Genomic DNA, 26,258 nt, shown 5'->3' with positions numbered 1-26,258 from the left:
ATTCATCACTTTTGTTTGTTTTGCGTGAGTTTATTGTCTTTGGACAATAAACTTTTTTTATTTAAAACGAACCAGAGAATTTCCTTTCTGTTTTTCCTCAACTTTAGAAACTTTCTTTTTTTCTACAGAATCTTTTTCCTCTCCGTTTTCCGGTGTGATGGAGTCATTTGGGAAAGGCTGGTCAAATAATGAAGGTGGTTCATCTCCGAATTTTGGAGTTACAACCGGAGATGGAGTATTTTCTTGTTTTTTAAAAATCTCAGAAAATCTGTCAAAAGTAGTTTTATAGATAATTCCACCTCCGAAACTTTGGAAATTATTTGTATTTCCGGCTCCTTGAACTCCAAAATTGGTTGGTCGCGTAAAGAAGTTTACAACAATACTTTTATCCATCTTCTTGGAAACATCCCACTGAATTTCTGCTTCTCCTGTGGCATTATCTCCTTGATAAGTAGTCCCAACGGGGATTCCAACGGCTCCATTGAAAGTCCAGCGAGGTGATAAATTGATCGTTAAATTTGTTTTCACACGGTCAGATGTATTACTTAGCTGTGACCCTGAAACGTAATCTAATCCAACACTTACTCCCCCACTCGATAATAAAGAAGTCAAAATACCGCCCAGTTGCTTCAAAGCTATACCTGCTCCTGCAGAGGTAGCACCTGCGGTCAGAACGGATTCGGAATTGGTATTGAATTGACCAAATAACAATATGGAGCCAAATTGAATCATTTTTTCGTCGGGATCTAAATTAAATTTATAATCCACCGCTGATTGTATATCACTGCCTCCTTTTGGAATCGTCAATGTGAAATCCATTTCCGGTTCTTTCAAAGACTCACTGATTACAATCCCCAAAGCAACATCATAAGTTTGACTCTGCCCTACACCTGCATATTCATAAACATTTGAAACTGTTCTTTCATAGTTCGCAACAATATTCATATCTGCCTCAAACGCATTCCCATTGTTCCATCTCACATAACTTCCTGATTTTATGTTGAAGTCTCGATTGAGAAGAGGGATTTGGCGGAGTTCATATTTTCCTGATTCTAAAGTATAGGTTCCGTCAATGGTCATATTTCCGGTACGGGAAAGTCTAAATCTCAAATCCTTTGTATAGCCATTTGCTGTAACCATATCACCTGTCACCGGATCAAAAATCAGGTTGATGGTTGCTGAAGGACTGGCTGAAACTTCTATGTCAATATCCATTCCACGTGGTGTTCCGTCATCTTCTATTTTGTCTAATCCTTCCGGAATAAATCTTACCAACGAGCTTTCTGATTCTACTTTAGTAGCTCCGGTATTGATTGTAAATTCTGAATTTTCATTGATGATTGCTTTTGCAGAAATATCTAATCTCTCAGGCGGACCGAAAAGTTCAAATGCTCCCTGCCCGAATACTCTTCCATAAAACAATTCATTATGTTTTTCGGTGGTATTCATCACAAGTAAATTATTTGTATTGAATGACAAGTTGAGAAACCAGGTGGCAAAATCTCTAAAAAGTAATTGCCCCGTAACTTCTCCTTTTGTATTGAATTTTGTATCTCTGAATGACATTTCATCCAAATTGATGAAACCTTGCCCTCCACTTTGTTTATAAACAGGAAGTGTATTTACACCGTCAAAAGCATAATCAACATTGAGATAATCAACTGTAAATCCTAAGTCTTTCATGTCGAGCATTCCCTCAAAATCTGGAGAATCGATTGGTCCTGTAAATTTCATTTCTCCGGAAATCATTCCTCTTACATTACTCATAGCCGCCGATAAAAATGATTCTACAAATTTGAAATTCAGATCATCTAAACTTGCCGCCAAATTGATTTCAGGCGTAGCCGGCTTATTATCAATATATCCATTCACATATAAAACCTGAACTTGCTGTTGTTCTAAAAAGAGCTCTAAATCAAATACATTTTGCGCAACGTTATAAACTCCATTAATTCCCAAATCACCCAAAGCATATTTGTTTAATTCAAGTGATGCAACCTTCAGCTCCATCAAAGGTTTGAATTCGTCTTTACTTCTGATGATGTCAATATTTCCGTTGGCAATCCCATCTATAGATAAATTTCCAAGTAATCCTTTTGGTAATAATTTAGACAAAACCAATTCTTCCAAATCTGCATTCAACTGGTAATCAGTCGCACTTGCATAATAACCGTCCAACAATAATTTCTGCCCCTCTGATTCTAACAAAACATTTTGAAGTTTGTAATAATTCTTCTTGAAATTTACTGTAACACGATTGGAATTTCTGTCATTATTTGGGTTCAAATGCCAATCTGTTTCATCCACATTTATAGTTGAAGGCGAAAAACCAAAAACCAGATTTTCTTCTTCATCTAACGTATGGAACAGATTTAAATCTACATTTACCGGAAATTCTTTTCCAATCTGAAATTTCGTTTTCACTAACATGGAATCCTGAATCGGAGTCGTGTACAAATCCATATTGTAAATCATAAAACCTTTCGCAGCAATACTATCCGAACGAAGGTAAATGGGTTCTGTATTTTTGGAAGTGTCAATATTAATCAAGGGATTATAAAGATTAAACCCGTCAAAACCAATTTCGGTAGAACTCAATTCCGCAATTAATGAATTGGTATTTGTATCGACTTGACCATCCACAATTGTCCCAGGAGCAATCTGAATTCGCGGATCAATCAAAGAAAATAAATCCTGATCGACTTCGAAATAAAATCCAAAACTCTGATTGGCTTCAATCGGTTTGGCCTCATAAGTAAGCAAAGTTGTAGTTCCAACCGCATTCATGATCGCATCAGGAAGCTGGCTCAATCTGTAATTACCATGAATTTCTCCTTTCAAAAACCCTGGAATATCCAATTCCAGATTTTGATTTCCATCTGTTCTTGAAGAAACCAAATGCGCTTCAGGAATATCAACCGTATCGGTTTTTGAAGTAAAATGAAGATTTTTTATATCTAAATTACCTAAGAAATCATCAATATTACTAAATGTAAAATTTCCTCCAATCTCTGCTTTAACTTTTGCTTCTAAATTTTTGGTCAAACCTAGATAATCGAGATTGATATGATTGACATTTGACTGGAAATCCAATTTCATGGTTTTACCCGAAAAATCAAAAGTTCCGTCATAATTTAAATTCAAATGCGGGTCACGAATGGAAAGCAATCCGGAAAAAATCTGTCTTTCCAACTTTCCGTTTACTGAAACTTGCTGGTATCTTTTGTCCATCAAATCGAGGTAAGCAAGATTTCCGTTGGCACGCAATTTCAATGTTTTGATATCGGTGCCGACACCATCAAATTCCATTCGACCTTTCACAAATCCAAGTTCTTTTACTTCCGTGATTTGTTTCAGGTTTATATTGTCAGCGATGACCGTTCCTTTATATGTAAGATTCCTTTTGTAATTGGTCAACGCAACATTCAAATCAGCATTTCCTAAAGCCGTAATCGCATCTCCGTTGATGTTAATTTGATTTGGATTTAAATTAAAATCTCCCAAATAATCCATCGTCCCGAAACGATTCATAAAATCAGGAATTCGGCTCGAAATAAATGTCGGAAGCAATTGATTTAATTCTGAATAGGAAGTTTTTAGCTTTACATTTTTAGTGGAAATGACAATTTTATCGCCGTGGGTCATATCGGTCAGATACAAATCATTGGCCGCAATAAAAGCGCCGTCGCCTTTCAATTGAAATTCATTCAGATGCAAATCATTCAAAGTTCCGGAAACTTTTCCCAAAACTTCGACCGTACTATTCTTGTCGAAATTCTTTACAAAATAACGAATATCTTTAAAATTTACTTTCGAATCATCTTTGAACTCAACATCCCATTGTACTTTGTTTACAAAATCTTTTAATTCTTCGGTTGAATTATAGGAGAAAACCAAATGCCCGTCAAGATAGGAATCTTCGGTTTTTAAATTTAATTTGTCAAATCTAATTTCTTTGTCTGAATAGTGAAAATCGCCTGAAAAATTCTCAATTATATAATTTTCATCATTTCTTTCAGCATTGAAATTCATCTGTTTCAGATTTGCCCAGATTTCATTGTTTTCCAATTTAAACTTTTCAATCAAAGCGTTGAAATTCTGCGCATCAATCCAATTCGGATTTTCCAGATTTTGATTTTGGATTAATACTTTTCCATTGATAATTTCCACATCACCACGCAAAAGAAAATCTGATTCTTCTGTTTTTTCCTGTTTTGAAAATTTATTAACTAAATCAATGAAATTACTTATCGTTTCCTCTTTATAAGTGATCACCTGCACTTCAGGCTTATAAAGAGTCAATTTTTTAATGGTAATATTATTGGGATTTCTAATCAATCCCCATAAACTAAGTCGAGCTTCAACTCTGTCGATTTTCACGAATTCCAAATCGTGGTTGTCATGCGTGGAGACTCCGTATAGGTTCACATCTCCGAAAAAATCGATATTTACGCGGTCAACATTTATTTTAGTGCCGAAAGTTTTATTGAGTTCAGTTACGGCATAAGTTGCAATTTTGGTCTGAACAGCAGGAATTTGCAGGGAAATCATAACCGTCAGCAAAAGCGTAAGCACGACGATTACTGAAATTAAAATTACCCTTCCTATTCTTCTTACTACTTTCAAACTCTAAAATTCCGATATTTGCAACAAAATTAAGCGTAATTAATTAATTGTAAGCGTTAAAATGACTGATTTCCCAATAATACTTGGAATTGAATCTTCTTGTGATGATACGGCTTCGGCTGTGATTCAGAACAATAAAATTTTATCCAACGTGATTGCCAATCAAAAAGTACACCAAAGTTACGGCGGAGTCGTGCCTGAACTGGCTTCACGTGCCCACCAGCAAAACATCGTCCCGGTCGTAAATGAAGCCATCAAACAAGCCGGAATTTCCAAAGACAAAATCTCTGCGGTGGCTTATACGCGTGGTCCCGGATTGATGGGTTCTTTATTGGTTGGAAGCAGCTTTGCGAAATCTTTGAGTGCATCTTTGGATGTTCCTTTGATTGAAATCAACCACATGCAAGCGCATATTTTGGCGCATTTTATTGATGATGCCAATGAGAATTCACCAGATTTTCCATTTTTATGTTTGACTGTAAGCGGCGGGCATACACAAATCGTTAAAATCAATGATTATTTCGAAATGGAACTTTTAGGTGAAACGATTGATGATGCTGCGGGGGAAGCTTTTGACAAAGCCGGAAAAGTTTTGGGATTGGATTATCCTTCGGGACCAATCATCGATAAATTGGCAAAAGAAGGAAATCCTGACAAATTCAAATTTTCAAAACCTAAAGTGGATGGATTTAATTTCAGTTTCAGTGGATTGAAAACTGCGATTTTGTATTTCATCCAAAAAGAAGTGAAAGAAAATCCGGATTTTATAGAAGAAAATTTAAACGATTTATGCGCTTCGATTCAAAAAACGATTGTCGATATTTTGATGGAAAAAATAATTGCGGCTTCTGAAAAAAGCGGAATCAATCAAATCGCAATTGCAGGTGGCGTTTCGGCAAATTCTGAAATCAGAAATCGATTGAATGAATTGGCAAAATCCGGAAATTATAAAACATTTGTTCCAAAATTTGAATACACGACAGACAATGCGGCGATGATTGCGATGGTCGGACAATTGAAATTTGAACGAAGTATTTTCGCCGATTCTACTTCTAAATCTGTTTCAAAATATACTTTATAATGCGGTTATACATCGGAAATATTAATGGAAATTTTGCAGAATTAAACTCGGAAGAAAGCCAGCATTTCTCTAAAGTTTTGCGCGGAAAAATCGGTCAGGAAATTTATGTCACAGATGGATTGGGGAAATTAGCCAAAGGAAAAGTTTCCCAAATCAATTCAAAATCAATTGAAGTTGAATTATCTGAAATTCAGGAAAATTTTGAACAGAGACCTTATCAAATTCATGTTGCCATCGCTCCTACCAAAAACATGGAACGTATTGAATTCTTCATGGAAAAATCTGTGGAAATTGGAATTGATGAAATTACATTTCTGAAAACATTTCATTCGGAAAGAAAAAACATCAATCTTGAACGCTGTCAGAAAATCGTTCATTCGGCAGTGAAACAATCGCTAAAAGCTTCCGTTCCAAAAATCAATGATTTGATTAAATTTTCTGATTTTCTTAAATTCAATCATCCTGAAAATAAAATGATTGCGCATTGTGACTCTAATTTTGAAAGAAAAGAATTTAAGAAAATCATTAAACCTGTAACAGATTATTTGATTCTAATCGGTCCCGAAGGAGATTTCTCAAAAGAAGAAATCCAACTTGCCGAGCAAAATGGATTTATTGGAATTTCTCTTGGAAATCAAAGACTTCGCACCGAAACTGCTGCTTTGAATAGCGTTTTTGGGTTGAATTGGATGAATAATTAAATTAAAGATTCCTCATTCCTTTTTATTTCATTCGGAATGACAAAGTTTGAAATTTTATTTCTTCAACAAATTAATACTTACAGTCGCCAATTCAGAATCAGGAAATTTCTTGAATAAATTTCTGTCAGGATTTAATCCGGATTCCATACAAATCTTGTGAAAAACATCGACCTCAACAATGTATTGATCTGAAAATCCATGTGTAGCATCATAAGCAGTTGCCGCAGTTTTTCCTAAATTTTTTGAAGTAATCGCAGGTGGCAAAGTATGTAATTCAATCAATAACAATCCGAATCTTTCAACATAAGGTGTCCATTTTTTCAAATGAAGCAAAAGATTTTCTTCAACTTCTTGGTTTGAAAGTCTTTTTCCTCTGAAACTAAACGCACCTGTTGAAGTGCTTATACGTTCAGAATTCAACTCCGCTACATCTTCCCAGATTCGGTTATGATCTAAGAAGGTTCTGATATTCAACAATTCTCCCAATTCAATATTGTAATCACATTTTAAATCTTCGGATAATTTTTGTGGATTTCCTATGTCGCCCCAAATCACTTTTGCCCAAATGTCATTTTTAATCAAATTTGCACGCGTTACTTTCAGCGCCGCCTGATTGAAATCTGCACCCACCAAAAATAAGGGATGTTCTTCTAATTGTTTTCCACGCAAAGTTTGGCGTTCAATCACTTCATACAAATGTTGCAAAAGCGCACCGTTTCCACAACCCATATCGAGAATTCCTTTGGGTTGCTCATGGATCGGACGGTTAAAAATTTCGATGATAAATTCATCCAAAACTTTGAAGTATGTAGAATGCGCACCACCGCTTCCCCAAACGTTCATCTCTCTGTCCACGTGGATTTCATCATCACCAATTTCGATTTCCCGAATTTCATTTGCTTTTCCAAAAAGTAAATTTTGAAGTTTTGAAAACATCGGTAAATAAGAAACAGTAACACCGTAAGCCGGAGCTCGTCTGGCGAAAAACAATCCGGTTTCGGTAAACTGGAAATTTTTATTTCGTTTGGTAAACCAACCTAATTCAGACAAATAATCTAAAATTGTTTCAAAACATTCAGGATTTCTATGGAATTCTCCTGCGCTGAAAGACGCTTCCATAAAGTATTTATGGAACATTCCACTCATTCCAAGTTTTACTATGATTGGCCCTATGAGTACGCCTTCGATGTGTTTTTTGAGTTGAAATTCCAATGAATTTTCATCAGATTTTTCAACCAATAATGATTTATATTTATCAAATAATTGAATCCATTTACGGCACAATTCTTCAGTGATTTCTCTTGATTTAATCAAGTCTTCATCTGATAAAAATTGAGATAAGTCAACATAAATATTTTGGAAAGAAAATGCTTTTTCTGAATTTTCATTTATCGAAATCTGAATTAAATCATTCTGATTGTCGATATGATAATTCAAATAATTCTGCGAAGCTAAAATTCGCAAAGCAACGTTCAGATAACCTTCATTTGCTGGAAATTCCTGAGCGATTTCGGAAAGTTTTAATTCTTTTTTATCTAATATAAATTGTAAAATATTTTTCTGTGATAAAGCAGCAATCACTGTCGCAGTAACGATTCCATCGAGATGTCTGAAAATGGAAGATCTTAAAAGCTTTTTGTCCATATAAAAATTTAAGGCAGCAAAATTAGAGTTTTACTCTACCAATTCAGTAGAGTTTTATGTTAAATAAAATCCAAATGATTTAAGCACTTGATTTACAACAAATGTAATCAAAGAATATTAACTTCTCTTTCTAGTTGAATACCAAACTTTGTCCAGATATCATCTAAAATTTGTTGAGACAAATCATAAATTTCCTGCCCTGTTGCGTTTCCATAATTGACCAAAACCAAAGCTTGTTTTTCATGAACGCCCGCATCACCGAAGCGTTTTCCCTTCCAACCAGCATTTTCTATCAACCAGCCGGCAGCAACTTTTACTTCATCACCCGTAACATACCCTGAAATATCAGGAAATTGCTTTTGTAGTTCTTCAAATTTCGATTTTGAAATGACCGGATTTTTGAAAAAACTACCAGAATTTCCAATCTCTTTCGGATCAGGTAATTTGCTTTGACGGATATTAACAACAGCCTTACTCACATCTTGAATCGTTGGATTTGAGATGTTTAAATCATTTAATTCCGATTGAATCGCACCGTAAGAGGTATGGAGAATGTGATTTTTTTTAGTCAATTTAAATGTTACATCTAACAAAATAAATTGTCCTTTGAATTCATTTTTAAAAACAGATTCGCGGTAGCCGAATTTACATTCTTCGTTGGCGAAAATTTTGATTTCCCTTGTCGCAATATGAAGTGCTGAAAGTTCAGACATCACATCTTTTATCTCAACACCATAAGCACCGATATTTTGAATCGGAGCCGTTCCACAATTTCCGGGAATGAGGGATAAATTTTCCAATCCGCCGAAATCATTTTGCAGTGTCCATTGCACAAACTCATGCCAGTTTTCCGCGGAATTGACTTTTACTTTTACGAAATCTTCATTTTCTGAAATGATTTCAATTCCTTTCAGATTTAATTTCAAAACCAATCCCTCGAAATCATGTGTCAAAAGCATATTGCTTCCACCATTGAGCAACATAACCGGCTGGTTATTTTCCTTCGCAAAATTCAATGCAGAAATGATTTTTTCTTTTGAATCTGCTTCTACAAAATATTTGGCAGAAACGTCTAAACCAAATGTGTTATAGGGTTTTAGGGATTTATTTTGAATTACTTCCACTTAAATCAAAGTTTTCGCATAATACTGCTCCAATGCCACTTTCAAAATTTCAACCGAACGAATCAAATCTTCTTTTTTCAAAACATAAGCGATGCGAACTTGTTTTTTTCCTGATTCAGGATTGCTGTAAAACCCGTTTCCGGGAGCGACCATAATTGTTTCACCATTTAAATCAAAATCATTCAACAACCAAATGGCAAATTTTTCAGCATCATCAACCGGCAATTCTACCATACAATAGAATGCACCCTTAGGGTTTGGACAAACTACACCGGGAATTTTATTTAATTCTGAAATCAAAATATCTCTACGGCTTACGTATTCAGCTCTTGAATCTTCGAAATAGCTACCAACATTTTCATGCGCTTTGGTTGCAGCATATTGGCTTGTCAAAACCGGGCTTAGACGTGCTTGCGCAAATTTCATTGCTTTGGACATCATTTCTTCATTTCGAGAAATCATTGCACCCAAACGAGCACCACACATGCTGAAACGCTTGGATTCAGAATCAATTACGATCACATTGTTTTTCAATTCATCAAAACCTAAAACAGAATGATGTTCTTCTTCACCATATATATATTCCGCATAAACTTCATCTGAAATCAAATACAAATCATGCTTCAGAACCAAATCTTTTAATTTATTTAATTCTTCTTGTGAATATAAATATCCGGTCGGATTTCCGGGATGACAAATTAAAATCGCACGCGTTTTATCCGTGATTTTTTCTTCAAAAGATTCAATTGGAGGCAAAGCAAAATTGGATTCGATAGAAGATTTTATAGGAACAATTTTAACTTCACTCTGGCAAGCAAAACTGTTATAATTCGCATAATAGGGTTCCGGGATAATGATTTCATCATCCGGATTGGCAATTACTCCAAATGTAAATAACAAGGCTTCGGACCCTCCATTGGTAACGATAATATTGTTAGGCGCCACGTCATAACCTCTTCCTTTGTAATAATCCGAGAGAGCTTTTCGATACTCAGGCGTTCCTTCGGAATGCGTATAAGCAATCACATCAAAGGGCAGGTTGCGATAAGCATCCAGCGCCGCCTCAGGTGAAACAATGTCAGGCTGTCCGATGTTTAAATGATATACTTTAGTTCCTCTTTGTTTTGCTTTGTCAGCGTAGGGTACAAGTTTTCTGATAGGAGATGCGGGCATCAAATCCGCCTTTGAAGATAATTGTGGCATTTGTTAAAATTTTCTTTAAATTGGTGTAAAGATAAAATTTTTGGTATTGTTTTTGTCTTTAACTATTTATAATTTTAGAAAATCTATTAATCATTAAAAATTAAAGCCATGGCAAAAGAAAGTGGAGCATTCAAATTATTAGCCGGATTATTAATCGGAGCAGCAGCTGGAGCAGCGGCAGGAATTTTATTAGCACCTCAGTCCGGAGAAGAAACAAGAAAACAATTAAGAAAAGAAGCTGAAAGATTGAAAAAAGAAGCTGAAAAGTATTCTAATGATTTCAGTGAAAAAGCTAAAAAAGCTAAAAAAGATATCGAAGACAGATTGGCTGATGTGAAAAGCAAGTTGCAATCAACTGCTGAAGATGTAAAAGGTCAAGCCAAGAAAGCTAAAGATGAGTTTCAAGACAATGTTGGGGTTTAAAAACCCCAATTTTTTTTCTTATATTTGTTAAATACCCAATAAAACACTGCATATGTTTGATGATTTAAAACAGTACATTAACAACCGAATTTCTTATGCTAAACTCGAAATCGTTGACTCTGTCAGCAATATGATTGGAGCTGGTGTTTTTGGAATGTTGGTGGGAGTATTTGTTTTAATGATTCTTTTTATAGGTAGTTTAGCGGCTGGATTTCTTTTAGGGAACTGGTTCGATGATACTGGTTTAGGATTTTTATTTGTGATGATTGTTTATGTATTGCTTTTAGTCATCTTTATTATTTTCAGAAAGAAAATTCAGCTAATCATAACCAATAAAACCATAGAAGCTGCTATGGAAGCCATTGATAACTCAGATGACGATGACGAAGATTAATTATAAAGATATAAATACTCTTGCTGATTTAAGGTTGGCGAAACAACAACTGAAAACTAAAATGTCAAATGCTGACAAAAAAACACAAGATGGTTTTTTGTACAAGACATTTAATAATCTGGTGAATAAAGTTGAAGATAATTCTTCCGTATTAGGATCACCAATCGGAAACGGTGTGAACTCTGCACTCAGCTTCATTTCCGGACAAGCAAGCCAGCGATTGAAAATGGGAACTACCGGCAAAACGATCCTTTCCATTGCTGTTGCGATTGCAGTACCTATTGTCGCTAAAAAAATTCAAGGTTATCTGGAAGATAAATTATAATAATTTCACCCATCCCCCGCCTTAAATCCTCTTTTCAATTAAAAACTCTCAATAAATTTTGTAACATTTGCATAAGAATTAACACTAATTATTAAAATCAATTCTTATGTCTGATTTGCTTGTTGCAAAAAATCTCACCAAACAATACGGAAGTAAAATCGCTTTGAACGATTTTGATTTGACAATTCCGAAAGGTTCTGTTTATGGACTTTTGGGTCCGAATGGTGCCGGAAAAACAACATTTCTCAGGATTATCAACCAAATTACTGCTCCCGATAAAGGTACTGTGATGATTGATGGAAAACCACTTGATAAATCTGTGATTCCGATGGTAGGGTATATGCCTGAAGAACGTGGTTTGTACAACAATATGAAAATTGGCGAACAAGCACTTTATTTTGCCAAATTAAAAGGACTTTCCAGTGCTGAAGCCAAAAAGAAAACAGAATACTGGTTTGAAAAATTAGGAATCTCAGAATGGTGGGACAAAAAATTGACCGAACTTTCCAAAGGTATGGGACAAAAAGTTCAATTTGTAATTACCGTTTTGCATGATCCTGAATTGTTGATTTTTGACGAGCCTTTCAGTGGATTTGACCCAGTAAATGCGCAAATTATTGCCAATGAAATCTTAGAGTTGCGCGACAAAGGAACTACCATTATTTTCTCTACGCATAGAATGGAATCTGTAGAGGAAATGTGTGACCACATTGCTTTGATTAATTTATCCAATAAAGTTTTGGACGGACCGATTCACGAAGTAAAAAACAAATTTAAATCGGGAAAATATTTCGTGGAAATTGAAAATCCTGAAGTGAATTCCTGGGACAGATTTGTTAATAATTTCGATGTAGAAACTTTAGGAAACAACGGATATACAACGCAATTCAAAATTTCAAAACCCGAAAACACGGGTTCAAATCAATTGTTGCAGGAAATTTCTCAATTAGGACACATCGTCCAATACAGAGAAGCAATTCCTTCCATCAACGAAATATTTTTACAATCCGTTAAAAATGATTCTAACTTCTAACTTCTTATTTCGGACTTCTAAATTAAAAATATGAACCAAATCATACTCGTCGCAAAAAGAGAATTTCTTTCACAGGTAAAAAATAAAACCTTCATCATAATGACCGTTTTGTCCCCGCTGATTCTTGTAGGGATTATCGGAATAATTGCCTGGATGATGTCTGCCAACAGCGAACAGAAGAACATCGCGGTTGTGGATCAAAGCAATGAATTCATTACTTCTTTGGTTTCAACCGAAAATGAAATTTATAATTTCTATGGAACCAAGGACATCAAAGGAATTAAAGACACTTTGGCAGAAAGCAAATCGCTTGATGGATTGTTAATCATCCCAAATTTTGATAAAAATGATTTGTCAAAAGTTGAAAACGGAATTGAATTAAGCACGAAAGGAAATATCGGCGTGGGATTCAAGGAAAAATTAGAATCAAAACTCAATAAACGCGTCGAAGAATTGAAAATGGAAAAAGCCGGAATTTCCGGAGAAGCCATGAAAAGCCTCGATTCCAAAATCAAAATCAAAACATTTAACCTCAAAGGCGGTGCTGAAGACAAAGGCGAATATCTGAAATTCGGATTGGCGATTTTCCTGGCTTACGTAATTTTTATGTTCATCATGATTTATGGTGTAAAAGTTATGCGAAGTGTTGTAGAAGAAAAAAACAACCGTGTAGTGGAAATCATCATTTCTTCCGTGAAACCATTTAATCTGATGATGGGAAAAATCATGGGAACGACGATGGTTGCGCTTACGCAATTCATCATTTGGATCGGAATGGGATTAGGTTTATTATTTGCAGGGTCGGCGTTTTTCGCATCAAAAATAGAGAAAGTTTCAGCGCAGCAAACTGAAATGCTGGCACAGGCAAATCCTGATTGGATGTTGAAATCACAAGGAATTTTCACCGAATTGCTTGACATGGATTATCCATTAATTCTGATTTTATTTGTGGTTTATTTCTTTTTAGGATATTTATTTTACAGTTCGATTTTCGCAGCGATTGGCTCTGCCGTTGACAACGATACCGATACACAGCAATTTACCTTTTACCCAATTTTCCCGATGATGATTGCGATGTACGGAAGTATGACCACTTTGGAAAACCCTGACGGACCGGTTTCTTTTTGGCTCTCGATGATTCCACTGACTTCACCGATTTCGATGGTTACCAGATTGCCGTTTGGTGTGGAATGGTGGGAAATTGCGATTTCACTTGCATTGCTCATTGGTTCTATGTTGCTGATGGTTTTTTTCGCTTCAAAAATTTACCGCGTCGGAATTTTGATGTACGGCAAAAAACCTTCTTTCAAAGAAATGTGGAAGTGGATGAGGTATTCGAGTTAAGTTTCAAGTTTTTGAGAATGTATAAATTGTTGAAATGAGAAAGCTAACTTTTTTATTTCTATTTGGATTTTCTTTGATACTAAATTCCTGTTCTTATCTGACTCATTTCTTTATCTTAAACAAATCAGAACAAGATTTAGAGATTTCAATTGAATTTATGCATCCAATTGAAAGAATAAGAAAACAGAAAGTTACTGATTTTTTTAAATATACCGATCAGGTTTTAAAAATCAACAATAAAACATTAGAAAAATTAGATGAAAATCTTGAATACAAAACCATCGATAATAATACAATTCAGATTACCACTCCAAAAAGATCAACAGTTTTTATAAGTAGGCAAAACATTGAAAAAACACAGATAAAATCTATAACTATTAATGATGTAATCTATTCAAAAGAAGAATTTGAGAAGAAAATTCGTAAAGGTGGTGGATTTCACAATTATTACTATTCTATAAAAGAATGAGTACAGAAATTCTAAAATTCCTCATTCCAATTCTTCTGATTCTCTCTGGAATTTGGGCTAAATATTCATCTGAATCTTGGCTCAAAAGAAATTGGTGGATTTTAGTTTTGATAGGAGTAATTAATTTGATTCTTAAATTAATTCAAATATTTTAAATTGATTATTTTAAGATCACCACGAATTTCGAACTTCGAATTTCGCAAAACGACTAAAAACAATTAAATTCGCAACCTAATTTAAAGCCATGTCAGAAGATATTTTCAAGAAGATTATTTCGCACGCCAAAGAATACGGTTTCATTTTCCAATCCAGTGAAATTTATGACGGATTATCAGCCGTTTACGATTACGGACAAAATGGAGCTGAACTTAAAAACAACATCAAACAATATTGGTGGAAAGCGATGGTTCAATTGAATGAAAATATCGTCGGCATCGATTCTGCAATCTTCATGCATCCCACGACTTGGAAAGCTTCCGGTCACGTAGATGCTTTCAACGATCCTTTGATTGACAATAAAGATTCAAAAAAACGCTACCGTGCAGACGTTTTAATCGAAGATTATTGCGCCAAAATCGAAGCTAAAATTGACAAAGAAGTTGAAAAAGCTGCAAAGCGTTTCGGAGATTCATTTGACAAAGAACAATTTGTTTCGACCAACACAAGAATTATAGAATACCAGCAAAAAATCGACTCCATTTTGAGCCGAATGGCAAAATCTCTTGAAACCGAAAATCTGGCTGATGTAAAAGCTTTGATTGAAGAATTGGAAATTGCTGACCCGGTTACCGGTTCTAAAAACTGGACAGAAGTGCGTCAGTTCAATTTGATGTTCGGAACGAAATTAGGCGCAACGGCTGATTCTGCGATGGATTTGTATTTACGTCCGGAAACGGCTCAGGGTATTTTTGTAAATTTCTTAAATGTTCAGAAAACAGGACGAATGAAAATTCCATTCGGAATTGCGCAAATCGGAAAAGCATTTAGAAATGAAATCGTTGCAAGACAATTCATTTTTCGCATGCGTGAATTTGAACAAATGGAAATGCAATATTTTGTGCAGCCCGGAACTGAATTGGAATGGTACACAAAATGGAAAGAAACCCGTTTAAAATGGCACAAAGCACTTGGTTTGGGTGAAGAAAATTACCGTTTCCATGACCATGAAAAATTAGCACATTATGCCAATGCAGCAACAGATATAGAATTCAAATTCCCGTTTGGATTCAAAGAATTGGAAGGAATTCATTCCCGAACTGATTTTGATTTAAGTTCACATGAAAAACATTCAAGCAAAAAATTACAATATTTCGACAACGAATTGAACAAAAGTTATGTTCCTTACGTAGTTGAAACTTCAGTTGGTTTGGACAGATTGTTTCTGGCAATTTTCTCTAACAGCCTGAAAGAAGAACTATTGGAGGATGGAAGTGAAAGAACAGTTTTGAGCTTACCTCCTGCTTTGGCGCCGATCAAAGCAGCAATTTTACCACTGATTAAACGTGATGGCTTGCCTGAATTTGCAGAAAAAATATTCAATGATTTGCGTTTAGATTTCAATGTGATGTATGAAGAAAAAGACTCTATCGGAAAACGTTACAGAAGGATGGATGCCATCGGAACGCCTTTCTGTATTACAATTGACCACGATTCTTTGAACGACAACAGCGTGACGCTTCGCCACAGAGATACGATGAAACAAGAAAGAGTTCCGGTTGAGAAACTTTCTGAAATCATCGACAAAGAAGTCAATATGAAACATTTATTGGCTAAGGTTTAAAAATGCAATATGCCCATAATAGAGCTGGAAACTTTCATCAATGCAGAAATTGAAATTTGTTTTGATTTGGCAAGAAGCATTGATTTACATTCCATTTCAACTTCAAAAACAAATGAAAAAGCAATCGACGGAAGAACCAAAGGTTTGATTGAATCAAATGAATTTGTCACTTGGGAAGCAACACATTTCGGAGTCACACAAAAATTAACCTCAAAAATTACGGCTTTCGAAAAACCTTTTCATTTCCGGGATGAACAGCAAAAAGGAATTTTCAAATCCATCAAACACGACCATTATTTCGAACAGAAAAATGAGGGTGTGCTGATGAAAGATGTTTTTGTTTATGAAGCTCCTTTGGGTTTTCTTGGAAGAATTGTCGAACAATTAATTCTGACAAATTATTTGAAAAAATTCCTCATTGAAAGAAATAAAATCATCAAAGAATATGCTGAAACTGATTTGTACAAATCTTTATTAAACTATATTTAATCTTTGAATTCTATATAAATGGAATTAATTAAAAGATTTAAAATCAAAAGAAATAATAATTTATTACTCAATTTTATTATTATTATTTTATATCCTTTTATTTTATTGATTGGTCTAATTATTATTCTAATTGCATGGATAATTTCATTATTTCAAACAAATCAAAAGCAGGAAAATTTAAATAATACATCAAATTTAGAATGGACATTTTTAGTAGAAAATAAAAACATACAAATTCTAAAAAGATATATAAATGAAATAAGATTTGGACCAGCATATTTCCATTTAAAATCTGAACCAATTATTCCTGAACTAAAAAATAAAATTTTTGGCGATTGGTTTTTCATTTATGAAAATTTCATCTTTATTCAAGAATGGAATTCTACAACTACCGCTGACACAAATTTGATAGTTATCGATTCAAGTAACAATTCTTATAAAATATTACATAAAAACTTATCTTCCGTTTTATGGGAAATGAAGAATGAAAGTGATTTACTTTTAATTTGTAATACAGGATATGAAACTGAAACTTATAAAATCAATAAAAATTCATTATGAAAATCCACTTAAAGACCGAACGCCTAATCATCCGTGAAATCGAAATGACGGATGTCGATGATATGTTTGAAATGGACTCCGATCCTGAAGTTCATAAATACATTTTGCAAACTCCCGTAACTTCCAAAGATGAAATTGTAGAAGTAATAAAAATGCTTCGAAAGCAATACAAAGACAATGGCATCGCGCGTTGGGCAGTTGTCGATAAGATTTCAGGAGAAATGCTTGGTTGGTGCGGGATTAAATATTACACCGATGAACTCAACGGTCATCAGAATTTCTACGAACACGGCTACCGTTTCAAACAAAAACATTGGGGAAAAGGCTATGCAACCGAATCAAGCAAAGCAGTTTTGAATTGGGCATTTTCAAATTTGAATACTGATGCGATTTATGCTATTACCGATTTAGGAAATAATGGTTCCATCCATGTTTTGAACAAATTAGGATTTGAATTGAAAGAAATTTTCAAATACAATGAAACACGTTTAAAATGCAATTGGTTTGAAATGCAAAAGTCTGACTGGAAGTAAATCGTTTCCCACAGATTGCACAGATTTTAGTAGAAATAAATCTATTTCATCAAACTCTGCCAAGCGCCTGCTACGTCACCATTTTTCAATAATTCTTTGGCTTTGTGGTGGATGGATTCATCATCGTTGAAATTACTTTCCGGCAAGAATTCCACGTTGCCAAGCATTGCCAAATCATTTCCAGTAAAAATGTTGCTCGTACGTATTTCAACCGGCAAAGCATCTACCCCAACTCCTTTGGTAACGAGTGGTTTTGGGATTTCAAACAGAGAATCACCGTTGGAATGTGTGTACCAAGACTCGCCCATTCTGCCGACCAAATCAATTTTTTTAGTATCGATTAAACCTCTTTCATTGAGCACGGATTCGTCCACGTGAATCATCAAAACTTCACAAACAACAAGTGTTCCTGCTCCTCCTCCGTCACCCATCGAAATCAAATCACGGACTTTGCACTCAAATGAAACTTTCGATTCTTTGACCCTTGGTGGTTTAACTTTGAGGGATTTTATCTCAGTGAAACCTGCTTTGTGGAACTCGTTTACGCCTTTGTCGTATTCGGTGCTCGAAAGCGAGCTTTGGTGTACGATGTCGTATGAAACGGAGTTGATGACGCATTCACGGACTTCTTCTATGTTTTGGATGGTATGTTTGGAAGTCGTGTCGCGAACTCTTCTTGATGGAGAAAACACAAGAATCGGTGGGTTGGAGCTAAATACATTGTAAAAACTAAATGGGCTCAGGTTCACGTTTCCTTGTTTGTCGATGGTGCTTACCAACGCAATGGGACGCGGTGCTACGGCGTTTTGTAAGTATTGGATGGATTCTGCCGGGGTTACCAACGAGGTATCTATTGTTTTGATCATTTCTGAAATTTTGAGATTCAAAGGTAATAATTATGGATTCAATTTGAATAACCGAGGAAATGAATTGAATCATGGTAAATATTTTTATATAACTATAATTTGCAGTAATGACTGAGCCCGGGCCAAGGAGGCAAAGGGCCCGACTATAAGGATGTACGGAATGAAATGGATGTACCGGAGTGAAGCTGCCCTGCGCGGAGAGAGGCACCCAAATGTTTGTTCTCAAGTTTGTTTAACATTAATTTAGCATGGGTTAACAATTTTCGGACTGATGCTTGCAAATTAATAAGTAATATTAATCATAAAAATCATTGTTATGGACAAGTTAGAATTAGAAGGAAAATGGAATCAAGTGAAAGGAGCCTTTAAGCAGAAGTATGGAGAGTGGTTTAATGATGATGAGGCCTATGCTGACGGGAAACTGGATGAAGTAATTGGAAAAATTCAAGAGAAATCCGGTAGAACCCGTGAGCAGATTGAACAAGAAATTAGAGATTGGGAGGTATAATTCCTTACTAATTATTCATGTTCAGATTCCCTTCTCAGTCGATGAGAAGGGAATTTTTGTTGGAATTAATCCTGAATTAGAATTAATTTTACGCATCAATTTACAATTATGAAATGGCTGAATGAAGATGAACTTACATTTCCCGACTACAATGAAGCAGTAGATGGTATAATTGCTTTGGGCGGTGGTTTGAGTGTGGAAAGGCTGAAGCTGGCGTATGAGAAAGGAATTTTTCCTTGGTTCAATGAAGATGAGCCGATTTTGTGGTGGTTTCCTGACCCGCGTTTTGTGTTGTTTCCTGATGAGTTAAAAGTCTCAAAGTCGATGAAAAAAATCCTGAGAGATAGTCAGTTTACTTTTACAGAGAATACTTGTTTTGAGGAAGTAATGAGAAATTGCCAAAGGATTTCACGACTGGGACAGGATGGAACTTGGATAACGGATGATATGTTGAATGCTTACGTACAACTTCATCATCTGGGAATTGCACGAAGTATCGAGGTTTGGAAAAACGGTGAATTGGTGGGTGGTTTTTACGGAATAGAAGGCAAAAGAATTTTCTGCGGCGAGAGTATGTTTACCAAAGTTTCTAACGCTTCTAAAGCGGGATTTATTTATTTCGTGGAAAAATACAAAGATCGTTATGAACTCATCGATTGCCAGACTCACACGGAACATCTGGAAAGTCTGGGCGCGGAAATGATTTCGGCTGAAGAGTTTTTAGATTACCTGGATTAATCTTTAATTTAATGTTTCTTTGGTTGAATGAAATACCGTGCCCCCATCAAAACTGCTGCTGAAAACAATAAAATAATGTAATGGTCAATAGATGCTGCCTGTGGATCATCACCTGCATCAGGTGAATTAGGATCTGCTATCACCGGAAAGGTATAGACTGTAAAAAAAAACGCACATAAAATGTACTTCAAGGTTTTTATTTTCATGTTTATTTTATTTTATTTTTTTTTGTGTGTGAACACAGAATGCCGAGAGCCGCCTCTTTTCAGCTCCCAACATCCTGCACTCACTCTTTAAAATTTTAATTATTCATAACTTTTTCAGAAATCACTTGTCCACTTTCAGTCTGAATTGTCATGAATAAAATTCCTTTTTCGAAATTTTCATTGCTGATTTTGTGTGTTTGTGAATATACTTTAGAATTTGTGTAAACCAATTTTCCGTGATGGTTGTGAATCTCAATGCTCTTTATTTTTTCCAAGCTGGACTCTATTACGATATGGCTTTTGTCTTTATAAATTTCTACTTTGTTAGCTAGATTTTTAATGCTTATCAACTGGTGTTGAATGTTCTTTTTATAAATCACTTCAAATCGTCTGTGGTGCTCGCCTTCTTTTGCTTCAAATTTATAATCAGATTCCATAAGATTGTGAATTATATTTATTTCATTGTCTCTTAAATAAACCATTACTTCCCCATCTGCGAACAAACCGTCAAAGTGTGAAAGTGAGATTTTAAATTTCCCTTTTTTTTCTGCTTTGAAACCTAATTGCACTACGTCATTTTTGCTAAAAGGAATTTCTCTTGCCTGAATTGTATATTTACCATCTTCAATCAAATTATACAATGCACTTCCGCCATATCCAAAGAATTCTCCATCCAATTGATTATCCACTCCAAGTGTTCCACCATTCATGTATCCAATCAATATTTGGTTAAATTGTTTATCGTCAATATCGGAAAGTCTAAGCCAGATTCTGTGTTTTTCTCTGGATTCAGATTCTGTTCGGAAGAAAATTTCATTTGAATTTACACGAAATGAGTTATTGAAATTAACAGATGCAGCTGTTGTATAAACGATAAATCCTTGGCCCGGCGCGATGCTCATTCCTTCATATTGAGGTTCACTAAAACCAACTGCAGAACAGGTTACGTATCGTGTTCCGACGTATTCCCACAATCCAGTGGATGGATTGAATATACGTTCAGGATTGTTCCAAAAATAAACCGTTTGGATGCCTGGGTTTTGAGTAATTAAATTTTCAGGTTTAATGCTTGACGGATACGGATTTCCTAAAGAGGTATATCCATTTGGATAAGTTGGAACATTTAAGGTTCCGTTGAAAGGTGTTCCGATGAATCTTCCCAAATAAGGCGCTTCCTGGTTGTTATGGGTAGCATCCCAATCATTTGGCGCACGCACCAAATACCCCCTTCCTAATGTGAAATTTTGATTTACATCCGGAACAATCACATAAGCCCCATCCGTATTTTGATTAGAGGTATCCGTTTCATAAGTGTAAATACGGTTTGGAAGCGTCATTGGTGAAAATGAATGAATTTGCTGCTCGCGTGTCGGCGAAGACCAAAGTGTATAGTCAAGGCGAATGATGCCCTGACTTTCTCTTTCTACTGTTATTTTACCATAGTTATCATCTGCATTGTAATCTATAGTCTGAATGAAGTTACCTCCGTTTTTGATGATGAAAGAAGCGGCTTGTTCGTCCGTATCTGTTGTTTGGAAGTCATCAATATTTTGATTGGTTAATTTCCCAGCCAAAGTAAGTGAACCGCCATCTTGGATAACCACACTTCCGCCTTGCATTACTTCAAAATCTTTAGCCTGTAATGTGTTTACAATATTTAAATCTCCTTCGACATACGCATCATCTGACAATCCTGGACCAGAACCATTGCTCCAATATCCTGCCTGTGGTGAACCTATCCATTTGATAACGCATGTTTCTCCTTGAGATTCATAGGCGCCCATGTCTATTTTAGTTCCATACAATCTGGGATTCCCCGCCAAATCTAAATCTGTCTCTAAATTTCCACCGGAAGTCGTGTAAGCATTGTCATTTCCTAAATCAGTAATAATAGAACAGCCCTGTAACCTAAACCCATCATCGTCTGTAAACCAAATGCCGTCTTCACCAATTGGATTTGATGGATTTTGGAATTGAGGGTCTGTATTGATGTTGCCTATCCCTCCATATTCTCCCTGAATATTACTATAATTTATATTGTTATTATCGGAAACCTGAGGTGTATAATAAGAAGTGTTACCGTATATAATGGAATTCGTAATATTTAAAGAAGATCCGTTTATACCCCCACCAATGCCCAAGTAAGAAGTATTATTACCAAAAAAAGTAGAATTTACAATACGGGATCCAGAAGTTAAATCTGCACCACCTCCAATATATGCCTGATTTCCAACAAACAAACTATTAAAAATATCCGCAGAAGTATTGTCGTTAGAACTGTTCACTCCACCTCCGCTTCCTTGCCCTCTTACTATATTATTGATAAAAATACACTTATTTAAAGTCAAGGTTGCTCGGGTATTATTTATCGCTCCACCACTATAAAATGACTCATTTCCCTCAAAAGTACAGTTTGTAGCAGAAAATGAAGAAGAAGTATCCGAGTGAATAGCTCCGCCATAGAATTCAGAACGGTTTCCTTTAAAAGAACTGTTATTCAATACCACTTGAGATGAAATATTGTAAATAGCTCCACCATTCTGTAATGCGAAATTAGAAGTAAAGTCACATCCATTTATACTTATAGTAGCCCCATCATTATAAATTGCGCCACCTGATCCTACATTATTATTAGCATTGGCACTGTTTTCTACAAAGCTACAATCAGTTATTGTATGAGTTCCGCCTTTATTATAAATTGCTCCTCCATGCTGAGCCGCATGATTTTTTAAAAATTCACAATTTACAATGACTGTTGAAGAATATTCATTATGTATAGCTCCTCCCAAATCACTTTCAGCACGTGGATGAGTAAATGTACAATTCACAATTATGGGAGACGAACCATAATTATATATGCTACCACCCCTACCATCAGCATATATGTCAGTTCTGTTATCTATAAATATACAGTTAGAAATAGTTGGTGATGCAAAACGATTATAAATACCTCCTCCATATTTCAACTGCCCACTTCCAGTTGCAGTACCTCCAGTGATTGTAAATCCGTCTAGAACAGCTGTGGTTGTCAACCCATTATTATCATTTCTTATTACAGAACGGTTACTTCCTCTAAGGATAGTTGTATTATTTACCACATCTCTTTCTCCTCCACCATTTGGGTAACCTCCTAAGATTTTAACTCCTTCTATCATAACAAATGATTGTCCATTCGCGGGCTGATAAGTTCCTTTAGCTACCAAGATACTATCAGATTTACAATGCTGAGTCGGAATTACATTTAATGCCTCTTGTAAAGTTTTGTAAGCTGTAGCCCAACTTTTTCCATTACCAGAAATACTTACACTTGCATCTACATATATAGGATCATAATCCTGAACGGTATATTTAAATGTCACCGGATTTGAAACCGTACAAGCATCTGATGATGCTATTAGCGTAATGTTAGCGACTCCTGCTTCAAGAGCTTCAAAAGAAGGTATACTTCCTGTACCGGAAGCCGGAAGCCCTATTGCCGGATTGTCATTTGTCCATGAATAGTCATAATCCGGAAAAGAGTATGCTATCTGTATGTACAATTTTTTAGCCGTTCCCGAGCACGGATCTCCAAAAGTTGTATTATTTGGAGTAATTATAAAGCTATTATTACCCAATGCCAGATTCTCTATAACACTTCTGCTATTGACAGCATTACAAGATCCCATTGTAAAACCGGTTGTACAATTTCCAGAAGCATTACCATAGCTTGCAAAAATTACCTCAGAAAATACTGCTCCTGCAGGTGCTGAGATGGTCCGTGTTACGTTTTCATCTACAATAAAACAAACCCGAGAATTTGCGCTGCTTGTAAATTCAAGTTCAGGAAAAATGCTCCCTATACAAGCAATGTTTGAAGCAGGTGTTGAAATTGTAAAACTTGTACTACCCGGATTGACCTGAACTTCATACGCACCCATATCAACCGTGCCTCCATAAATGCGGGAATTCTCAATTAAATCAAATGTCCCGGAATCCGACGGAGCATTATTGATTACCAAATTATTACCTGCATTGATGACTGGAGAACATTTCAAAGGACTATAATTACCTTCTGATATATTCTCAAAGAATGGATTTTGATTGATATTTCCATTTCCTAAAAAAACTCCATTAACCTGTAAAATATCACTGTAAGAAGCATTAATAATTGCTTGGTTTAAAATATTTTTTGCAGCATTTGCACCCCAAACGATTGAATTTACAATATTGATGGTTGCCCCCGTATTGTTATGGATATTATTACCATCATTACTTGCTAAGTTGTCACTTATCGTTACATTGATAATATTCAAAACAGTTGATGTATTAGAATTATAAATCCCTCCCCCATTAGCCGCTGTATTATTATAAATTAATGAATTCACTATTTTAGGAGATTGTGTACTGTAGATAAATACACCGCCACCGCTTGCTATCGCAGAATTATCTGAGATAATCGTATGATGAATCAATGCTGAAGAAGCCCACAAATACAAACCTCCAGCAACAGATGCAACATTTTCTTTAATTATACAATTTCTAACAATTATTTTATCACCGATATTACCGTTTTCGCGTAGCAACAATCCACCTCCTTCACTCTGATTGGTAAGCACTCCATTATAAGTAAATTGAGTCCCATTGGTAGCGTTTCCTTTGGTAAGAATTAAACCATCAATTACTACTTGATTGGCTCCAGAAGATGTTCCAGTCATTACCATAACATGATAGCTATTGTCAGAAATATCATTTGGATTACCTATATCTCCGCTCAAAATGGTTGGATTTGTTTTTACCTCTCTGGCTCCACCTCCATTCGGATAACCACCATATATTTCAATTCCTCCTCTTTGTGGAATCAGAAAAGTTGCATTTCGATCTGTTCCATTTTGTATTCCTGTAGGATAATAAGTTCCTTTGGCTATATAAACATTTTTAATCTCGCTGTTTAAAGTCGCAAAATCCAAAGCCTCTTTTAATGTTTTGAAAGCAGTATCCCAGCAATCACCAGAACCGGAACTTACGACAGAAGCATCAACATAAATACTTTCTGTAGAAGATATACAGACTCCTCCTTCATAAGCTCCAATGTCTATTCGGTTTCTTTGAATTCGTTCGTTTCCCGTTATATCCAAATCCCCAACTTGGACGGACGCACCATTTATATTTGTCAATGGATCACCATTATCTATTGCAGGGCTTTCCGAACGGAGTTTTAAACCATCATCTTCCGTGCCGTATATTCCGTCATCTCCGGAAAGATTACTTATATTAAAAAATAGCGGATTAATATTTAAATTTCCTATTCCGGAACCGTTGTAATTTTGAGCCAATGTGTAATTGATACTAATAGTTCCACCAGCTGAAGTATTGGCTGCTGTATTTCCATTTCCTGATATATTACCCCATATAATTGTATTATTAATCTTGACTGAACCGGCATTTTGATGTATTACTCCCCCTGTCCCGGTTAATTGATTATTATAAAAAGTACAATTATTGATTGTGGGGCTACCTTGTACGGAATGAATTACTGCAATTGAAGAACGATTTCCAATAAATAATGAATTACTTATAACAGGATTGGAATAAGCATTAGATATTATCGGAGCATTATTACCTATTATATTGTTGATAAAAATACAATTATAGATTATTGGAGAAGATTGAGTATTGGAGATAGCTGGTGCATTATTGTCATCGAATATACAGTTTCTAATTATTGGCGATGAATTAGTATTAACTATCGCTCCAGTCCAAGCATCTGTAAGCTTAAATCCGTCCAACACTGCTGCTGAGCTAAGCCCATTATTATTGACAAATATGGCTGCACTAAATCCTATCAACACGGTAAGATTGGCTTTCCAGTTACGTTGATTTAAATTGGTTTCATTACCCACAAAACCACCATAAATCTTTACCCCTTCTTTCATCTTATAAGACTCGTACATAGCAAGCTGATAATCACCTTTTGCTACCCAAATTTCATCTCCAGCATTTGATTGATCTATAGACCACTGCAAGCTACCTGAAGAGTTTACCCAACTACTCCCATCACCCACACCCCCTAGCCTCACATAATGTATTGTCTGCGCGGAGACTGATAAAAAGAATGAAAAAAGTAATAAAATAGATGTACAGAATTTCAGATTTTGAGTAATTCCGGAATGGATTTCCCAAAGAGGCAGGTTACATTTCATGTAGTTAATTTTAGTCGAATGAATTCTCAAC

21 protein-coding genes are annotated in these 26,258 nt (G+C 35.5%); 14 read left to right on the top strand and 7 right to left on the bottom strand.

The genetic code is table 11. The annotated features are described in order from the left end of the window. Positions 1-57: 57 nt before the first annotated feature. On the bottom strand, positions 58-4,626 hold the full coding sequence (locus tag B8977_RS07155; protein ID WP_084017014.1) for a translocation/assembly module TamB domain-containing protein: 4,569 nt from the start codon (positions 4,624-4,626) through the stop codon (positions 58-60). 61 nt (positions 4,627-4,687) lie between these two features. Between B8977_RS07155 and tsaD the strand changes: the two genes are divergently transcribed. Together tsaD and B8977_RS07145 are read left to right on the top strand one after the other, a co-directional pair. Further along, entirely contained in the window at positions 4,688-5,707 is a 1,020-nt protein-coding gene (tsaD, locus tag B8977_RS07150; protein ID WP_084017013.1) for a tRNA (adenosine(37)-N6)-threonylcarbamoyltransferase complex transferase subunit TsaD, read from the top strand. Further along, positions 5,707-6,408, top strand: a complete 702-nt coding sequence (locus tag B8977_RS07145; protein ID WP_084017012.1) for an RsmE family RNA methyltransferase — start codon at positions 5,707-5,709, stop codon at positions 6,406-6,408. Before tsaD ends, B8977_RS07145 begins: the two co-directional genes overlap by 1 nt. Before the next feature lie 54 nt (positions 6,409-6,462). Here the strand turns inward: B8977_RS07145 and B8977_RS07140 are convergent, their stop codons facing one another. From B8977_RS07140 to B8977_RS07130, 3 genes are all read right to left on the bottom strand, one after another. Further along, a complete protein-coding gene (locus B8977_RS07140) occupies positions 6,463-8,052 on the bottom strand; it encodes a class I SAM-dependent methyltransferase (protein WP_084017011.1) in 1,590 nt (529 codons plus the stop codon). Positions 8,053-8,159: 107 nt separating this feature from the next. Beyond that, positions 8,160-9,176 (bottom strand): UDP-N-acetylmuramate dehydrogenase, encoded by a 1,017-nt coding sequence (gene murB, locus B8977_RS07135; protein WP_084017010.1) that lies wholly within the window; start codon positions 9,174-9,176, stop codon positions 8,160-8,162. Further along, a complete protein-coding gene (locus B8977_RS07130) occupies positions 9,177-10,379 on the bottom strand; it encodes a pyridoxal phosphate-dependent aminotransferase (RefSeq protein ID WP_084017009.1) in 1,203 nt (400 codons plus the stop codon). A gap of 108 nt (positions 10,380-10,487) precedes the next feature. Here B8977_RS07130 and B8977_RS07125 point away from each other — a divergent pair, with 108 nt between their 5' ends. The 10 genes from B8977_RS07125 (at position 10,488) to B8977_RS07080 (ending at position 17,730) form a co-directional block, all read left to right on the top strand. Further along, positions 10,488-10,802, top strand: coding sequence for a YtxH domain-containing protein (locus B8977_RS07125; RefSeq protein WP_084017008.1), 315 nt, complete (start codon positions 10,488-10,490; stop codon positions 10,800-10,802). 52 nt (positions 10,803-10,854) lie between these two features. Continuing rightward, a complete protein-coding gene (locus tag B8977_RS07120) occupies positions 10,855-11,196 on the top strand; it encodes a phage holin family protein (RefSeq protein WP_084017007.1) in 342 nt (113 codons plus the stop codon). Next, positions 11,183-11,521, top strand: a complete 339-nt coding sequence (locus tag B8977_RS07115; protein WP_084017006.1) for a hypothetical protein — start codon at positions 11,183-11,185, stop codon at positions 11,519-11,521. The genes B8977_RS07120 and B8977_RS07115 overlap by 14 nt, the downstream gene beginning before the upstream one ends. Positions 11,522-11,627: 106 nt before the next feature. Then, on the top strand, positions 11,628-12,554 hold the full coding sequence (locus B8977_RS07110) for an ABC transporter ATP-binding protein (RefSeq protein WP_084017005.1): 927 nt from the start codon (positions 11,628-11,630) through the stop codon (positions 12,552-12,554). 30 nt (positions 12,555-12,584) lie between these two features. Further along, entirely contained in the window at positions 12,585-13,898 is a 1,314-nt protein-coding gene (locus B8977_RS07105) for an ABC transporter permease (RefSeq protein WP_084017004.1), read from the top strand. A 34-nt stretch (positions 13,899-13,932) separates the two neighbouring features. Continuing rightward, positions 13,933-14,367, top strand: coding sequence for a hypothetical protein (locus B8977_RS07100; RefSeq protein WP_084017003.1), 435 nt, complete (start codon positions 13,933-13,935; stop codon positions 14,365-14,367). A 244-nt stretch (positions 14,368-14,611) separates the two neighbouring features. Continuing rightward, entirely contained in the window at positions 14,612-16,147 is a 1,536-nt protein-coding gene (locus B8977_RS07095; protein ID WP_084017002.1) for a glycine--tRNA ligase, read from the top strand. A gap of 9 nt (positions 16,148-16,156) precedes the next feature. Then, positions 16,157-16,636, top strand: a complete 480-nt coding sequence (locus tag B8977_RS07090; RefSeq protein WP_084017001.1) for an SRPBCC family protein — start codon at positions 16,157-16,159, stop codon at positions 16,634-16,636. Positions 16,637-16,654: 18 nt separating this feature from the next. Next, positions 16,655-17,197: a hypothetical protein gene (locus B8977_RS07085; protein ID WP_084017000.1), complete on the top strand. Its 543-nt coding sequence runs from the start codon at positions 16,655-16,657 to the stop codon at positions 17,195-17,197. Then, the gene (locus B8977_RS07080) at positions 17,194-17,730 is read left to right on the top strand and encodes a GNAT family N-acetyltransferase (RefSeq protein WP_084016999.1); all 537 of its coding nucleotides are present in this window, start codon (positions 17,194-17,196) and stop codon (positions 17,728-17,730) included. The genes B8977_RS07085 and B8977_RS07080 overlap by 4 nt, the downstream gene beginning before the upstream one ends. Positions 17,731-17,771: 41 nt before the next feature. Here B8977_RS07080 and B8977_RS07075 read toward each other — a convergent pair whose 3' ends face one another. Beyond that, positions 17,772-18,593: a flavin reductase family protein gene (locus B8977_RS07075; RefSeq protein ID WP_394334470.1), complete on the bottom strand. Its 822-nt coding sequence runs from the start codon at positions 18,591-18,593 to the stop codon at positions 17,772-17,774. 319 nt (positions 18,594-18,912) lie between these two features. Between B8977_RS07075 and B8977_RS07070 the strand changes: the two genes are divergently transcribed. Both B8977_RS07070 and aat read left to right on the top strand, forming a co-directional pair. Continuing rightward, the gene (locus B8977_RS07070) at positions 18,913-19,104 is read left to right on the top strand and encodes a CsbD family protein (protein WP_084016997.1); all 192 of its coding nucleotides are present in this window, start codon (positions 18,913-18,915) and stop codon (positions 19,102-19,104) included. 108 nt (positions 19,105-19,212) lie between these two features. Further along, positions 19,213-19,842: a leucyl/phenylalanyl-tRNA--protein transferase gene (gene aat, locus B8977_RS07065; RefSeq protein WP_084016996.1), complete on the top strand. Its 630-nt coding sequence runs from the start codon at positions 19,213-19,215 to the stop codon at positions 19,840-19,842. Between the two features lie 8 nt (positions 19,843-19,850). Here aat and B8977_RS07060 read toward each other — a convergent pair whose 3' ends face one another. Both B8977_RS07060 and B8977_RS07055 read right to left on the bottom strand, forming a co-directional pair. Beyond that, positions 19,851-20,048, bottom strand: a complete 198-nt coding sequence (locus B8977_RS07060) for a hypothetical protein (RefSeq protein ID WP_084016995.1) — start codon at positions 20,046-20,048, stop codon at positions 19,851-19,853. A gap of 95 nt (positions 20,049-20,143) precedes the next feature. Continuing rightward, positions 20,144-26,227, bottom strand: a complete 6,084-nt coding sequence (locus tag B8977_RS07055; protein WP_084016994.1) for a choice-of-anchor Q domain-containing protein — start codon at positions 26,225-26,227, stop codon at positions 20,144-20,146. Positions 26,228-26,258 lie beyond the last annotated feature (31 nt).

Source organism: Moheibacter sediminis (genome assembly GCF_900176425.1).
GTDB lineage: Bacteria > Bacteroidota > Bacteroidia > Flavobacteriales > Weeksellaceae > Moheibacter > Moheibacter sediminis.
The sequence above is the reverse complement of the archived record's forward strand: the minus strand, read 5'-3'. Positions and strand labels throughout refer to the sequence as shown.